The sequence below is a fragment of the Pedobacter yulinensis genome, assembly GCF_003029735.1.
Classification (GTDB): domain Bacteria; phylum Bacteroidota; class Bacteroidia; order Sphingobacteriales; family Sphingobacteriaceae; genus Pedobacter; species Pedobacter yulinensis.
The window spans coordinates 1,372,076-1,386,706 of record NZ_KZ686268.1 but is presented as its reverse complement, the minus strand read 5'-3'; the positions used below and the strand labels follow the sequence as shown (position 1 = coordinate 1,386,706).

The window sequence follows — 14,631 nt, the reverse complement described above, 5'->3', positions numbered from 1 at the left end:
GAAATATCCGCTCATTATTATCCAAGAAAAAACAAACAACAATGAAAACAACCTCAGTCAGGAGGACACCTGCACTCTACCGGGCCATGAAGTACCCGACATTAACTTTCGCCGTCCTCTGCCTCTTCTGCAGCTCTTTGTTCGCATCGAAATCGATGGCTCAAAAACTTGACAGAAGCACCATCAGTATCCGGATCAACAAGGGCCGGAAGCTCCTGGAAATCATCTCAGAAGTAGAACAGCGTACGGGCTTCCGATTTGTTTATAATCCCGACCTGCTGCTGGGAAAAAGTGCGCTCATGAATGCAGAGTTCAGGCAGGAGCCAGTGCGTTCCTTGCTTGACAAATTAGGTCTGAACGCAACTGAAAAGGGCCTTCACGTCATTTTGGAGCCGACTACCCGCGTAAAGGCCGACAGAATCATTACCGGGAACGTAACCGATACCACCGGCGTTGCGATGCCGGGTGTATCTGTTAAGGTGGTAGGCACACAAAGTGGCACCATCACTGACGCGAACGGAAATTACCGCATCGAAGCAAATGACAACGCCGTGCTGTCGTTTTCAATGGTGGGTTACAAAACCCGCGAAGTCCGTGTAGGAACGAGTGAAACTATAAACGTTTCGCTGAGCATGGAACAGTCCAACCTTGCCGACGTAGTCGTTGTAGGTTACGGAACACAGAAGAAAGAAAGTTTGACAGGTGCTGTCGGACAGGTTTCACTTGACAGGCTGTCTTCCCGCTCTTTAAACAGCGTGGGCGAAGTTCTGGCCGGCAAATCACCAGGTGTCATCGTTACAAACGAAGGCGGCGACCCTACCTCATCACCACGCGTGAATATCCGCGGATTGGGCGGCATCAATGGAGAAAGTGTACTTTACGTTGTAGACGGTTCCATCTATCCCGGCACACCGCAACTGAATCCTAATGACATCGAGTCTATTTCCGTTTTAAAGGATGCAGCAGCGGCCATCTACGGCGCCCGGGCATCTGGCGGTGTTGTACTTGTAACAACTAAAAAAGGGAAGCGCGGCAAAATGCAAGTCATGTTCGATGCGAAGGTAGGCCAGCAATCTGTCTGGAAAACCCTTGATCCCCTGAATGCACAGGAGCGCGCAACTGTTGCTGCAACAGCCGCTCAAAATGGCGGTACCGCTTTACTCCCGGCCTTCGACCCTACCAAATTCCCCGACGGGCAGACCACACGCACAAACTGGATGGACGAAGTGTTCAGAACAGGCCTGCTTCAGGACTATAATGCAGCCATTAATGGGGGAAGCGAGAAATCAACCTACTATCTCAGCTTTAATTACCGCACAGCCGAAGGCATCTTGTTGAATACACGAACCGAGCGGTACAATTTCAGAATCAATACGGAACATGAAGTTACGCCCTGGTTAAAAATAGGTGAAAATCTGGCCTACAGCAATACAAACGGCAATGGCGCCAACACCAGCAGTGACTATACAGGGGCCCTGCTGTCGGCCATTTATTACCCAACCAATGGCACGCCTTACAATGCCGACGGAAGTTTTGCCGGTTTGCCCGGCGGTCAGTATGCCGGCGACTATGGGGACATTGTGAACCCGGTAGCAGAACTCATGCGTATCGACTTCAACAACCCGGTCCACGCACTCGTAGTCAATCCGTATGCGACACTGAAACTTGCACCAGGTCTGACTTTCAGGTCTAACTTTAGTTTTACGCGGAATGCCTCACAGTACAAAAGTTTCGCCCCGAAACGTCCTGAGGTTGGCAAACCTGTGCTGAGCAACAGCCTCGTCGAGCGCGCCGATCAGTCAAATGACATCCTTGCAGAACAGGTGTTGAATTACAATACTGCGATAGGCGACCATAGACTCGATGTTACCGGCGGTTACACGTTCCAGCAAACCAAAAGCAATGGCATTGTTGCTTCAGGGTCCGGGTTCGACGACGAGTCGCCGCAGTACCGGTATCTGGTAAACGCCACCATTATCCAGCCATCGTCGAGTTACTTCGATGCAAAAGCACTTTCTTCTTTATTTCTTCGTGCAAACTACAATTACAAGGAGAGATATTTACTGTCGCTCATTGGTCGCCGTGATGGATCATCCATGCTGACCAAAGAGAACAGGTTCAGAAATTACGGATCAGTTTCTGCCGGCTGGGCCATCAATAAGGAAAGTTTTCTTGCCGATCAGACCTGGTTAAGTGAATTGAAACTGCGTGGAAGTTATGGGATACTGGGTAACCTCGGAAGCCTCTCTCCTTCGGCCGTCAACCCGCTGCTCGTGGCCACGCAAAGTTATTTCGGTCAAAGCCCGGCGCTTCAAACCGGTTACGTACAAACCGTTCTGGCTAACCGTGACCTTACCTGGGCCGAGTCGAAGCAGACAAACATTGGGCTCGATATCGGTCTCTTCGGCAGACTGAACGTCATTGCAGATTATTTTATTAAGGAGACCAATAAAATGATCCTTACCCGCACACTTCCAGGTACTGCCGGGCTGGGTACACAAACCATCAATGCAGGCCTGGTAAAAGACCGTGGTATCGAACTGGGAATCAATTACACCAGCCCTAAAGACCGCGCCTTTACTTATGGATTCAATGCCACGCTCACCAAACTGAGCAACAAAGTGGAAGCGCTTGCGCCCGGAATGCAGAACATCGCTGTCGGAACAAACTTCCGCAATGAACTTGCGCCTTTGATGATCAGTGTAGGCCAGCCACTATACAGCTACTACGTTTTAAAAACTCAGGGCATATTCCAGAACCAGGCCGAGGTAAACGGTCATGTAAACTCGACAGGAAAAAAAATCCAACCGAATGCGAAACCGGGCGACTTCCGCTTCGCAGATCTTGACGACAATGGAACCATTGATGGGCGCGACCGCTACTACGCCGGCAGCGCCTACCCGGACTTCTCTTACGGACTGAGCTTCAATGCCGAATACAGAAGCTTCGATTTTAACATCTTCTTGCAGGGTGTTCAGGGAAATGAACTGTTCAACGCAGTAAAGAGAACTACCTACAGCGCCAGCGGCCCTTCTTACAACAAGTTGTCAGGCATCCTGGACGCCTGGTCTCCCCAAAATCCGGGCGGGAGCGTTCCAATCATTTCAACGTCAGACGCGAATGGAAACTTCAACGCGTCAGACTTTTACATCGAAGACGGGGCTTATCTGCGCCTGAGAAACGTAACGCTTGGCTACACATTACCCAAGTCTCTAATGACCAGGCTTAAAACCGGCCCTTTAAGAATCTACGCGACCGCCAACAACCTGTTCACGTTTACAAATTACTCAGGGTTCGACCCCGAAATCGGCATGGACAACAACGGGCTTGACGTGGGCCGGTATCCCCAAGCCCGCAGTTTCATTTTTGGACTCAGTTTAACCCTTTAACTCTCAAACACATGAAAACCAACATAAAATATCTTGCATGCGCACTCCTAACGCTTGGGGCATGCACCAAACAACTTGATATTGCACCGGAAGGTTCGCCATCTGCAGGAAATTTCTGGAAAACGAAGGAAGACGCATTAAAAGCAGAAGCCGGTATGTATGAAAACTACAATGATGAGAATTTTTATGGCCGCGGCATGTTCTGGTTCATTAATGCAAGCGATGATATGGTTACTGGCCGGAACAAACCTGAAGGCGATAACATCAAAAATTTCAACAAAAATTACATCGGCGGCGGATACACCGAAAGCCAGTGGAGCCTGCGTTACGCGGTGATTAAACGCGCCAATGACATCATCAGCCATGTGCCGGGGATTTCCATGGAAGACGGCCTTAAGAAGCACATCATCGGCGACGCTTACTTTAACGCTGGCCTTGTCTATTTTCAGCTTGCCGCAAATTATGGCAATCAAAAAGCCGGCGTGCCCATCGTTACGCCAGATGCCGACCCCGCGGTGCCCGTGCCCCGCGCAAAGGATGTGAATGAAAACTACGACTACATCATCTCTCTCTTTCTGAAAGCGGCTGAGAACCTTCCCAACTTTTCCGAGATGAAGGCTGCAGACTATGGCAAAGCGCATAAAACAGCTGCCTGGGCATATCTTTCAAAAGTCTATCTCTACAAAAAAGATTACGCCAATGCTGTGAAATACGCAGACATGGTTATCAATTCCGGGCAGCACCAGTTGCTGGATAACTTTACAGATGTCTTCAAGGCGGCAAACAACTGGTCTAAGGAATACATCTGGTCGGTGGTATGTACGCCGAACGGCGGCGGAACCGGCTGGGGAAGTAAACTTCCGGGAGTCATGCTTACCAACAAAGGCTGGGGAGTGTACAACGGCTGGGGTTATTACCTCCCGACAAAGGAGCTCTATGATTCTTTCGAAGCAGGCGATCAGCGCCGTGAAGCAACCATACTGAAACCCGGCGACAAATTTATGTTCTTTGGTCAGGAGCGCAGCTTTACGAAAGATGCGGGTGCCACCTCAGACTACCAGTTCAGGAAATATATGGAGCCGTTTTCCTGGGCAAATCCAATCCCTGCCCATGTAAACCCAAATGGTGATAATGGCACAACCGACCTTAACGTACCGTTGATGCGCTTTGCAGAGGTACTGCTGATCAAAGCAGAAGCGGCAATACAGCGCTCAGGGGCAGGAGCCGGCGATGCCGAACTGAACAAAATCAGACAGCGCGCCAAACTTCAGCCGAAATCAGGCATGACCATCGCGGATCTGAAAAGAGAACGGAGAAATGAGCTTGCCGGAGAGTGGGCCGATCGTCACCGCGACCTGGTCAGGTGGGGCGATGCACAGGCTGTTTACGCAAAACCACTGCATGATTCACGCGACAACGTAATCTGGCCAGCCAGGGCATTTGACCCCAATGTACACGATGTTTGGGCCGTGCCACAGAAAGAAATAGACAACGGTGCAGGCGTAATCAAACAAAATCCAGGATGGTAAAAAATATTTTCGCCCTGCTGCTTGGCGGTGCCCTGCTGACCTGGCAACCCGTCTTCGGGCAGGTTGCTTTAACGGCAAACCACGGGCATAGTCACAACGACTACAAACAGGCAATGCCGCTTAAAACAGCTTACAATGCAGGCATGGGTTCGATCGAAGCCGACATCTTTCATCGCGGCGGTCAACTGTTTGTAGCCCATGAGGCCAGCGAAATCGAGCCTTCCAGGACTTTAAAACAACTGTACCTTAGTCCGCTGGCCGAGATATACAAGGCAAACAACAACAAAGCGTATCCGCGTCCGGGCGAAAAACTGCAGCTCGTCATCGACCTGAAGCAGGATTATCGCGAGGTACTTCCCGTACTGATCAGCGAGCTGAATGCGTTCGGAGATACCTTTAACGCTTCCAGGAATCCCAACGCCATCCGGATTGTAATTAGCGGCAACATGCCTCCACCCGCCGCGTTCCATACATTTGCCGAACTGCTGTTTTTTGATGGCAGGCCCTCCCTGGACTATACACCTGCCCAGCTGCAGCGTGTTGCCATGATCAGTGATGACTTAAAATCCTATACGGTCTGGAATGGAAAGGGAAACCCGACCGGCGAAGATGAGGCGAAACTGCGTGCCGTCATTTCAAAGGCACATGAACAACAAAAGCCCTTTCGCTTTTGGGCAACGCAAGACAGTCCGAACACCTGGATCGTACTGGAACGCCTCGGCGCCGACTGGATCAATACTGACCAGCCGGCCGGCTTGCAACAGTTTTACGCAAACGCTGCGAAGCAAACCTACACCCGGCCTGCCCCGTACCCGGTCTATACCCCTGCGGGGGATGCCGGAAGGTCAGCGAAAGCCCCGAAAAACGTGATCTTATTGATCGGAGATGGCATGGGGCTGGCGCAGATTCACGCTGCGGCGATGGCCAACCACGGGGCACTGAATATCCTTCAAATCCCCAACATTGGCTTTGCCCAAACCAGCGCTGCCGATGCAGGAAATACGGACTCGGCAGCTGGCGCAACGGCACTTGCCACAGGCGCAAAGACCAATAACCGCTTCATCGGCGTTGATCCTGCCAGGAAACCTAATACCAATCTCGTAGACACCCTCGCGGGATGGGGGCTGAAAAGCGGAATCATCAGCACCGGCGATATCACCGATGCCACCCCGGCCGGTTTTTATGCCCATCAGCCCGAACGCTCCATGAGCCAGGCCATCGCTGCTGATCTGGTGAACAGCAACGCACATATCCTGATCGGCTCAAACCAAAAAAGCTTTCAGACGGGCTTAAATTCCAATCTGCCAGCAGCACTGCGCAAAAAAGAATTCGACCTGGTTGATGCGATAAATAAAATGAGTCCGTATCCCGGAACAAGACAACTTGTGCTGCTTCCCGACAGCGCTACACGACCCGTGCTGAAAGGCCGCAAAGATATGCTGCGGCAGGCGCTCCTGAAAACGATCGCCTTGCTGAACAAGAACGAAAAAGGTTTTTTTATTATGGCCGAAGGCGCCCAGATCGATCACGGTGGCCATGCCAATGACCTGCCTTTCCTTATAACCGAGCTCCATGATTTTGACCTGGCGGTGGAAGCGGCATTGCGCTTTGCAGACCTCGATCAGGAAACGCTCGTTATTGTAACAGCTGATCATGAAACCGGCGGACTCTCCCTGCTTGATACGAACCCCAGTAAAGGGATGATCAGGGGTGCCTTCAGCACGAACGATCACACCAATATTATGGTCCCTGTATTTGCTTACGGGGCCGGCTCTTCTGCATTTACCGGTACTTACCCAAATTACCAAATATTCCATAAAATTCTGAAAGCCCTGCTTTTGAAATAAGTAACTTGAAATAGCCCGGCATCAACCAAAATAAACCCTAAAAAAATGAAAAACTTAAAATCTCCCCTAATTGTCCTCTGCGTAATGCTGTTTGCAGCATGTAAGAAAAACAGCCCTGTCGAACAGCAGCCGACCGGGACCAACAAACAACTCACTGCAGCAACCACTGCAGTTTCCCTTAACAACTGGATGGGCGGACTGCCAAACTCGTTAAGCATAGCCGGCTTGTCCATTCCCGGAACGCATGACTCGGGCGCAACTCAGGAGCCCGTTAGCGGAACGGCCAAGTGCCAGACCTTAAGCATTGGTGCCCAGCTGAATGCGGGTGTACGCTACCTCGACATCCGGTGCCGGCATATCGACAATGCGTTCGCCATACACCACGGTGCGATCTACCAAAATCTGAACTTCAATGACGTCCTGAATGCATGCATCAGTTTTCTGAACAGCAACCCGACCGAAACCATCATCATGAGTGTAAAAGAAGAGCATACGCCATCGAACAATACGCGTACGTTTGAACAAACCTTTGACAGTTACGTACAACAAAATGCGAGCAAATGGGATCTGGGCGTAACCGTGCCTGCACTTGGGACGATTCGTGGCAAAATCAAGCTGCTGCGCAGGTTCGGGACCGGAAGTCCAAAAGGCATTGATGCAACGAATTGGGCAGACAATACCACGTTCGACATCAGCAACTCAAATGCAAACCTTAAGATTCAGGACTATTACAAGGTAGATGACCTGAACAGCAAATGGACACGTGTGGAAACGTTGTTCAACGAAGCCAGGAACGACGCATCCAACAGACTTTATCTGAACTATGGCAGCGGGTACAAACCTGGTATTTTCGGAATTCCGAATATCAATACCGTTTCAAACTTCATTAATCCCAAGATCAGCACCTTCTTCACCAGCAACACCAAAGGAAAATTTGGTATCATTCCCCTGGATTTCATAACAGCTGAACGCAGCCAACTGATCGTAAACACCAATTTCTAATTTACACCTTGCCGGGTTGAGCGGGCCGTCCCTCGGGGCGGCCTTTTTCTTGACGCGTACCGGAAGACTTTGTTACCTGCCCTACCAATTAGTGGAACCAGGCACGGAAAATTTTGCATAAACCGGCATGACGACATAACCCATAATCGGGACAACCAGTACGGTGAGAATTAAAGTGCGAACTGGCAAAGTGAACGGTCTAAGGTGCTCGTCTAACAGCAGCAGGATCAGTGTAATGACTGGATAAATGGCAAGCCATTGCAACAAGACCCTTTTGTGCCTGCCATTCGTAGTTGATGTTTTCATTTCAGCGATCAGTGTTTTTTCCATTAAAATGACAACCGACTGAATAGGCCAGCTCTTGCAGCTCTGAATGAAGACTGGATTCCTCGATGCCGGCATTAAATTGCGAGGCGTCAAAATTGCGAACGTTCCGCTCCCCTAAAATTGTTGCGCCCAATCTTTTAAGTATATCCCCCGCATGCCTGATCGCCGAATGGCCACCATTTCCGGGAGATACGGCTATTAAGAATATTTTTTTATCCTGAAACACGCGGTAGCTCTTCCGCGCCCGTGAAAGCCAGTCGAGCGTATTCTTAAAAAAGGCCGTTACCGAGCCGTTGTTTTCCGGGACAGCAATGACAAAGCTGTCAAATTGATCAAGAAGATTGATTAACTCACTTATTGTCTCCGGTATACCTTTAGCTTGTTCATCTTCCTGTGCGTAAAGCGGTGCCGGAAAACGTTTAAGTTGAAGCGTTTCTGCGAGATCCCCGCCTATCATTTGGGCCAGATAAGCAACGACCATCTGGTTAATTGATACGGAGTGGTTGCTGCCTGAGAAGAAGAGTATTCTTCCTTTGTTTTTGATGTCTTGGTACATAAGTTTAAGATTTATATACACAAGACAATTGACGGCGACCGAACGTGACCAACCTCCTCTTATTACACATAACTTTTACGACTGACAGGCTGCGTCTATAAACACCACTTCAACAGGTGCGAATGGCTTTAAACTGATCCTGTCTAAAAAGGATGCGCTGTAAGCTGGCTCGAGCGGCAATGATAGCGTAAGTTCTTTTCTTTAAAATTAGCCAAGATTATGGTGAACCGCGGCTGTACCAGAATTCGGCCTTGGCCCCTTCCTGCGATCTGAGCAATGCGTTAGCACAGCTTGCGACCAGATCGATGCCTATCGGAGAACCTTTATTCTCTGGTTACTTTGGGCGGTTTGTGTTCCCCATTCGGCGATGGATTGGAGCAAGGGGATCAGCGTTCTGCCAAAATCGGTCAGTTCATAGTCGACTTTTAGCGGGGGCTTAGCTGTATGAACGGTTCTGGTAATCAGCCCGTCCTCTTCCATTTCCTTTAGCTGAAGGCTCAATGTCCGCTCGGTGATTACCTTGCACTCTTTTCTCAGCTCGCTGTACCTTTTTTTTTCGATCAGGTGGATCAGGATCACCGCTTTCCATTTACCACCTATGTATCTCATTGTCAGGCTGGTCGCACAGGGATACGCCTTGTTGTCTATACTGTACATCTGTTACTATCAATTTTGGCCGTTATTGCAAAGATAATGGGCTATACTTAGGTTTGCTACAATAAAAAATATAGTTTAAATGATAATGACAGATATGAATTTTTTAGGCCTTGCAAAAAAGAGGTATGCGACTAAGAAGTATGACACGACCAAAATGCTCTCGCCAGAGGTGATCGCCTCAATGAAAGAGATCTTACGGCTAAGTCCTTCTTCGATCAACAGCCAACCTTGGAGTTTTACATTTGTCACTGATCGCGTGTTGAAGAAGCAATTGGCCGCAAAGTCTTATGCGAACGAACAGTCGATTAACGATGTGGATCTTTTGGTGGTGTTCAGCGTGATGGATGATGTGGAGCATTTCGAGCGCCGCAATATTGCCGTTCTCCCCAAGGATTGGGTCACGGGGTTCTATGAACCAATGATCAGGGCCAATGGGGAGGCAGCGGTTAAATCATGGATGGCGCACCAGGTCTATCTTTCATTGGGCTATTTCCTGAGTGCCTGCATCAGTATGGGATTGGATGCTACACCAATGGAGGGCATTGACCTCGAAGCCTATAGGCAGCTATTGGCGCAGGACGGCTATTCCCCTTTGTTTGCCGTCACGGTGGGTTTCGCAGATCCAGGTGATCCGATGCATCCGGCGGCTTTCCCGAAATCACGTTTTGAAATGGACGAGGTTGTCCGGTCCATTTAGGTAACCGCAAGCGCAACAAGTGAACGCTCCTGGAGATTCGATTTATACCGGGCAGGGAGGACAAATAAAAAAGCCCTGAAAACCGTTATGATCTTCAGGGCTTTTAGATACTTTGAATGAAAAATCAGTAGCCCGGTTGTCACCTCTGGTATTTCCGTCATACCAGCCAGTTCTTCCAGCAATCTCAAAGTGGCACTTCCAGACATGGATTGACGAAGATTGTAATATATGTTATTGCAAGAGACAGCGGCTATAAAAATCCGTACCTTACCATTTACAGCTAACTCAAGCTGCAGCATCCATTTGCAAAAGGTTGCCGGTTTGCCAGAAAATGAATGCCTATGTTGGTATAACTTGTTTCATGCTTAACCCGCGTTTCTCTTTCAAAATCTTGCCTGGCTCCTTCTATAATAAAAATCTTCAGGAAATTTTACTGACCCCATTAATTTCGGCATCCTGGCGATAGGTTTGCACAGTTTCCTCTGAAGCACCAATAGAATAAGGTAATTTTCGACAATATCGGATAAGCTTTTCCATTTTGACGGGTATATCTTAGCTGAATAAGTTCTGTATCCTCTCGTTAATGTGAGTTTAGTCGTCATCAGGATTTAATGCGTCTGGCTAATGTGGACGGCCATTCTGAGAACTAGGAAAGTCCAAATTTTGTCCTCCACGGGAATAGACTGGGAAATTAGAAGTTTCCTCAAATTATTGAAAACTTAAACTACCTCAACCAGGCCGCGAAAACATTTGCTTTGGCGGAATGCAACATCCAACCGCCAGGCTAAGCGAACCGCTCGGCCTTATCCTGCTGATAAACAGCGAAACAAAGAGCAAAAAAATGGGAAAAGTTCATTGAATTTGAACCTTTCCCATCAAGTAGCCCGTAGGGGAATCGAACCCCTGTTTCAAGAATGAAAATCTTGCGTCCTAACCCCTAGACGAACGGGCCGCTTCAGTGTCGGGCCTGTGCCTGTGTTCCGCCTTAAACCGGATCTTCAGTACCGCCCTGCTTGCGGGTGCAAATATAGACAGCACGCAGGTTTTTGCAAAAAAAAGTGAAAAATTCGGGCAGTCAGCGCATCAATACACTGAACGACCGAACTTTAGTTCATCAATGTCCAGCTTCCGGCTTACCTTTTTCAGATCTATTTTCCGAGCACCTCTCCGATCGGCGTTCCAATCGTCCCGTTCGGCATTTGAATGCGCAGAAAAGCGGCTACCGTTGGCGCAATGTCGGTCATGTAGGTTTCGCGGTTGGTTGATCCGTGTTTCACACCCCAGCCCATAAACACCAGCGGGATATGCGTATCATACGGACTGTAGGTGCCGTGGTTGGTACCAATCGCACTGCCGCTGAACCAGCCGGGTTCGGTAACGATCTGTATGTCGCCGTTGCGTTTGAAATTGTAGCCGTTTATAATGCGCGTCTTGATGTTCTCTGGCACCGAGGCACCTGCAATGTTTTCAAAATCGACCGCAAAGCCAATTCCGGGCTGTTTACGGAGAAAATTCATTGCATCCTGCTTAACCGCCGCCAGGTCCAGTTTTTTCTTTTCGATCACTTCATGGTTAAAGTAAACCTGATAAGTACCCACATAACGCACCGGCTTTTCCACATTGTATTTGTCGCCCAGGTATTTGTTGAGGCCGGTAAGCAAAGTCCGGTTATTCAGGATATCAGCCGGAATTTTGCTTTGCTGGTTAAAGCCAATTGAGTGCGAAGCGCCATGGTCGGCTGTGAGGAAAACCAGGTAATTGCCTTTACCCAGCTGGGCATCCAGCTTATCGAAAAACAAGCCAAGGTCGCGGTCCAGGCGCAGGTATACATCCTCGACTTCGATCGAATTGGGGCCGAACATGTGTCCGACATAGTCTGTCGACGCGCAGTTGATGGTCAGAAAGTCGGTTTCGGTGCCTTTACCCAACTGGTAGGCATCGATCGCTGCTTTCGCAAAATCGAGCGTGAGCGTATTGCCGAAAGGTGTCTGCCTGAAAGAACCCGGCGATGTCTTGTAAATATTTGCCATGTCGTGTGGGAAAGCGGAACGGCTCTCGCCTTTAAACTTCCCTTCCCAGGCTACATCGTCTGCTGTGCTTTGCTTGTAGGTCTGGATCGGATACAGGGTGTTCCACCCATTCGACAGTAGCTTCTCTATCGGTTTGGCATCATTAAAATTGTTTACCCAGGCCGGCAGTGCATTCATGTAATAATTGCTGGTAATGAATTTGCCCGACTCATCATCCAGCCAGAAGGCAGCCGTTGGGTTGTGTCCGGCGGGCAAAATCGATGCCCGGTCTTTCAATGACACACTCACAACTTTCGACCGGAAATTGGTGGCCAGCCGCAACTCGTCTGTAACGGTCGAGGCGAGCAGGTTACGCGGCGACATTTTCCCCGCATCAGTCTGCGCGCCGACAGGCTGCACAGTCGAGTCAGCTGTACAATAGACCGACTTGCCGGTAAACCGGTCAATCCAGTCATTGCCGGTAATGCCATGAATGGCCGGCACCGAGCCTGAATAAATGGTTGAGTGACCCACCGCCGTTGCCGAAGGCAGGTAATTGATAAAGGTGTTTTCGCAGGTAAAGCCTTCGCCCAGCATCCGCCTGAAGCCTTTAGCACTGTACCTGTCATAATACCGGTACAGGTAATCCCAGCGCATCTGGTCAACGACTATGCCTACGACCAGTTTTGGCCTCGGCACTTTACCAGAAGTTTTCGTTTGCGCCAGCGCATCGCCGCTGTTTAAAAATATCAGACCCGCGGCGAGCAGCCCCAGGCAGTAATGAATCGCGTATTTTTTCTTCATGAACTGAATTTCGGTTTACAATGTGGTTTGAAATAGTAAATATCAGAAGTCTGCACGATTTTCCCGGTAACTTTACTATTGCAATTCAGAGTTTCGAAAGCATCAGAAATAATCTGGAATAAATTATAAGCCGCACACACTGCAAGGCAGCGCACGCCGACCAAATTACTTTCATTTGCTTTCTATAAAACACCAACATGCTGCCCCTACCAGGTACCTCGGTACAGGTGGTCATTTTTCTTCTGCCGGATGGGTTTCAATGGAATATACAAGCCATTCGATTTTCCGAGCCAGGACCACAACTCGGCGTTTAGCTGCCGGGCAATTTCCTGGTGCCTGCCGCTTCTGATCAGGTTATTCAGTTCATCCGGATCCTCCTGCAGGTCATACAACTGGTCAATATCCCATACGCCCTGGCTGCGGATAAATTTATAACGATCAGTACGCACCGCGTATTGGGTGGGTGTTTGCGGAAAAGCGTTTTCCCAATAATATTCGTAGAAAAACCGGTCACGCCATTTCACGGTTTTGCCCTGAAGCAGCGGAACAAACGATTCGCCCTGCATTTGCCGGGGCTTCTCAATGCCGGCAAGAGCCAGCACAGTTGGCGCAATATCGATGTTCAGCACCATTTGTCTGATCCGGGTGCCGGGCCTGATCAGGGCCGGGCAGCGGGCAAGCAGGGGTACGCGCATTGATTCTTCGTAAGCATGCCGCTTATCGATCAGTCCATGCTCGCCAAAAGAAAAGCCGTTGTCGCCCATATACACAACCAGGGTTTCCTGGTCCAGCTGGTTCGCTTTCAGAAAATCGAGGACACGGCCTACACTGTTGTCTACACCCATCAGCGTTTCCAGGTAATCGACGTAAAATTGGTCAAAGTCGGTTTGCCCATGGTACATAAAATCAACACCATGCCAGCTGTATCGTTGCGCACGCACCCATTGTGGAATATCGGCATAATTGATCTTCCGGCCGCTGCTGTCTGCCTGGCGCCCTTTCACATACCGTTTGCTCCGGGCATTGGCTGTAGAAAACATGGATACGGGGTATTGCACCTCGAGGTTCCGGTATTTTTCCTTGTCGCGGCGCGCCGGACTGAACTCGGCATGCACTGCTTTATGCGACAGGTAGACAAAAAAAGGCTTTTTCCGGTCGCGTTTCTTCAGAAATTCCAGGGTCAGGTCTGTCAGCACGTCTGTAATGTAGGCGCTATCCCTGTAGGGAACCATCTTGCCGTCAATATTGAGTTCCGGATTGTAGTAAACACCCTGCCCTGCAAAACTTACCCAGCGGTTAAACCCCGGCCTAGGTTCCCCGCCGCCGCCGCCCATGTGCCATTTCCCGAAAAAGGCCGTTTCATAACCTGCCTGCTGCAGATACTGTGGAAAGTAAACCAGACCGGAGGGCGCAGGCGTTTCGTTGTCCACAACGGTATGCGTGTGCGCATACTGCCCTGTCAGGATCGACGCCCGGCTGGGCGAACACAAGGCAGTCGTAACAAAGGCTTGCTGAAGGTGTGCCCCTTCGCGGGCCATCCGGTCCAGGTTAGGCGTTTGTAAACCTGGAATCTTTCCGGTAGAACCCATCACGTCATGCCGGTGGTCATCGGAAAGAATAAAGATCACGTTCCGGGGCCTGGTGGCCGTACCTGCCCCTGCCGTTTTGCTTTTGAAAGCCTGCTGGCCAAAGCTTTGCAATGCCGGTAAAAGCAGGACCAGAATACTCAACGAAAATTTCTTCATAAACCAAGATTTCATGCCAAGTTAGTAATTTAATCAGCGGCTCTGACAAGGACAGTGTGAAGAGTTGCG

10 protein-coding genes and 1 tRNA gene are annotated in these 14,631 nt (G+C 49.7%); 5 read left to right on the top strand and 6 right to left on the bottom strand.

Annotated features, from left to right (window positions below):
- The first annotated feature begins 41 nt into the window (after window positions 1-41).
- From C7T94_RS06140 to C7T94_RS06125, 4 genes are read left to right on the top strand one after another with little or no spacing between them, the layout of a single operon-like run.
- On the top strand, window positions 42-3,389 hold the full coding sequence (locus C7T94_RS06140) for a SusC/RagA family TonB-linked outer membrane protein (RefSeq protein WP_239494939.1): 3,348 nt from the start codon (window positions 42-44) through the stop codon (window positions 3,387-3,389).
- Between the two features lie 11 nt (window positions 3,390-3,400).
- Window positions 3,401-4,918 (top strand): RagB/SusD family nutrient uptake outer membrane protein, encoded by a 1,518-nt coding sequence (locus tag C7T94_RS06135; protein ID WP_107214392.1) that lies wholly within the window; start codon window positions 3,401-3,403, stop codon window positions 4,916-4,918.
- Complete coding sequence (locus C7T94_RS06130; RefSeq protein ID WP_239494938.1) at window positions 4,912-6,765, top strand: alkaline phosphatase; 1,854 nt, start codon at window positions 4,912-4,914, stop codon at window positions 6,763-6,765. Before C7T94_RS06135 ends, C7T94_RS06130 begins: the two co-directional genes overlap by 7 nt.
- 45 nt (window positions 6,766-6,810) lie before the next feature.
- Window positions 6,811-7,767 carry a phosphatidylinositol-specific phospholipase C gene (locus tag C7T94_RS06125; protein ID WP_107214391.1) on the top strand — a complete coding sequence of 319 codons (957 nt, stop codon included), beginning with the start codon at window positions 6,811-6,813 and terminating at the stop codon, window positions 7,765-7,767.
- A gap of 81 nt (window positions 7,768-7,848) precedes the next feature.
- Here the strand turns inward: C7T94_RS06125 and C7T94_RS06120 are convergent, their stop codons facing one another.
- The 3 genes from C7T94_RS06120 to C7T94_RS06110 all read right to left on the bottom strand — a co-directional run bounded on the left by C7T94_RS06120 (window position 7,849) and on the right by C7T94_RS06110 (window position 9,259).
- A complete protein-coding gene (locus C7T94_RS06120) occupies window positions 7,849-8,097 on the bottom strand; it encodes a putative antibiotic biosynthesis monooxygenase (RefSeq protein ID WP_107214390.1) in 249 nt (82 codons plus the stop codon).
- Window positions 8,075-8,650: an NADPH-dependent FMN reductase gene (locus C7T94_RS06115; protein WP_107214389.1), complete on the bottom strand. Its 576-nt coding sequence runs from the start codon at window positions 8,648-8,650 to the stop codon at window positions 8,075-8,077. The genes C7T94_RS06120 and C7T94_RS06115 overlap by 23 nt, the downstream gene beginning before the upstream one ends.
- A gap of 309 nt (window positions 8,651-8,959) precedes the next feature.
- On the bottom strand, window positions 8,960-9,259 hold the full coding sequence (locus C7T94_RS06110) for a winged helix-turn-helix transcriptional regulator (RefSeq protein WP_204353217.1): 300 nt from the start codon (window positions 9,257-9,259) through the stop codon (window positions 8,960-8,962).
- Window positions 9,260-9,392: 133 nt separating this feature from the next.
- Between C7T94_RS06110 and C7T94_RS06105 the strand changes: the two genes are divergently transcribed.
- Entirely contained in the window at window positions 9,393-10,004 is a 612-nt protein-coding gene (locus C7T94_RS06105) for an NAD(P)H-dependent oxidoreductase (protein WP_204353216.1), read from the top strand.
- Window positions 10,005-10,884: 880 nt separating this feature from the next.
- Here the strand turns inward: C7T94_RS06105 and C7T94_RS06095 are convergent.
- The 3 genes from C7T94_RS06095 to C7T94_RS06085 all read right to left on the bottom strand — a co-directional run bounded on the left by C7T94_RS06095 (window position 10,885) and on the right by C7T94_RS06085 (window position 14,562).
- Window positions 10,885-10,956 (bottom strand) — tRNA-Glu (locus C7T94_RS06095).
- 196 nt (window positions 10,957-11,152) lie between these two features.
- Window positions 11,153-12,817, bottom strand: a complete 1,665-nt coding sequence (pafA, locus tag C7T94_RS06090; protein ID WP_107214386.1) for an alkaline phosphatase PafA — start codon at window positions 12,815-12,817, stop codon at window positions 11,153-11,155.
- 206 nt (window positions 12,818-13,023) lie between these two features.
- A complete protein-coding gene (locus tag C7T94_RS06085) occupies window positions 13,024-14,562 on the bottom strand; it encodes a sulfatase family protein (RefSeq protein WP_107214703.1) in 1,539 nt (512 codons plus the stop codon).
- Between the last annotated feature and the right edge of the window lie 69 nt (window positions 14,563-14,631).

Excerpts from the sequence above, each read along its gene's own strand:
- C7T94_RS06140 (WP_239494939.1), top strand. The coding sequence starts at position 42 with ATGAAAACAACCTCAGTCAGGAGGACACCTGCACTCTACCGGGCCATG.
- C7T94_RS06135 (WP_107214392.1), top strand. The coding sequence starts at position 3,401 with ATGAAAACCAACATAAAATATCTTGCATGCGCACTCCTAACGCTTGGG.
- C7T94_RS06130 (WP_239494938.1), top strand. The coding sequence starts at position 4,912 with ATGGTAAAAAATATTTTCGCCCTGCTGCTTGGCGGTGCCCTGCTGACC.
- C7T94_RS06125 (WP_107214391.1), top strand. The coding sequence starts at position 6,811 with ATGAAAAACTTAAAATCTCCCCTAATTGTCCTCTGCGTAATGCTGTTT.
- C7T94_RS06120 (WP_107214390.1), bottom strand. The coding sequence starts at position 8,097 with ATGGAAAAAACACTGATCGCTGAAATGAAAACATCAACTACGAATGGC.
- C7T94_RS06115 (WP_107214389.1), bottom strand. The coding sequence starts at position 8,650 with ATGTACCAAGACATCAAAAACAAAGGAAGAATACTCTTCTTCTCAGGC.
- C7T94_RS06110 (WP_204353217.1), bottom strand. The coding sequence starts at position 9,259 with ATGAGATACATAGGTGGTAAATGGAAAGCGGTGATCCTGATCCACCTG.
- C7T94_RS06105 (WP_204353216.1), top strand. The coding sequence starts at position 9,393 with ATGACAGATATGAATTTTTTAGGCCTTGCAAAAAAGAGGTATGCGACT.
- pafA (WP_107214386.1), bottom strand. The coding sequence starts at position 12,817 with ATGAAGAAAAAATACGCGATTCATTACTGCCTGGGGCTGCTCGCCGCG.
- C7T94_RS06085 (WP_107214703.1), bottom strand. The coding sequence starts at position 14,562 with ATGAAGAAATTTTCGTTGAGTATTCTGGTCCTGCTTTTACCGGCATTG.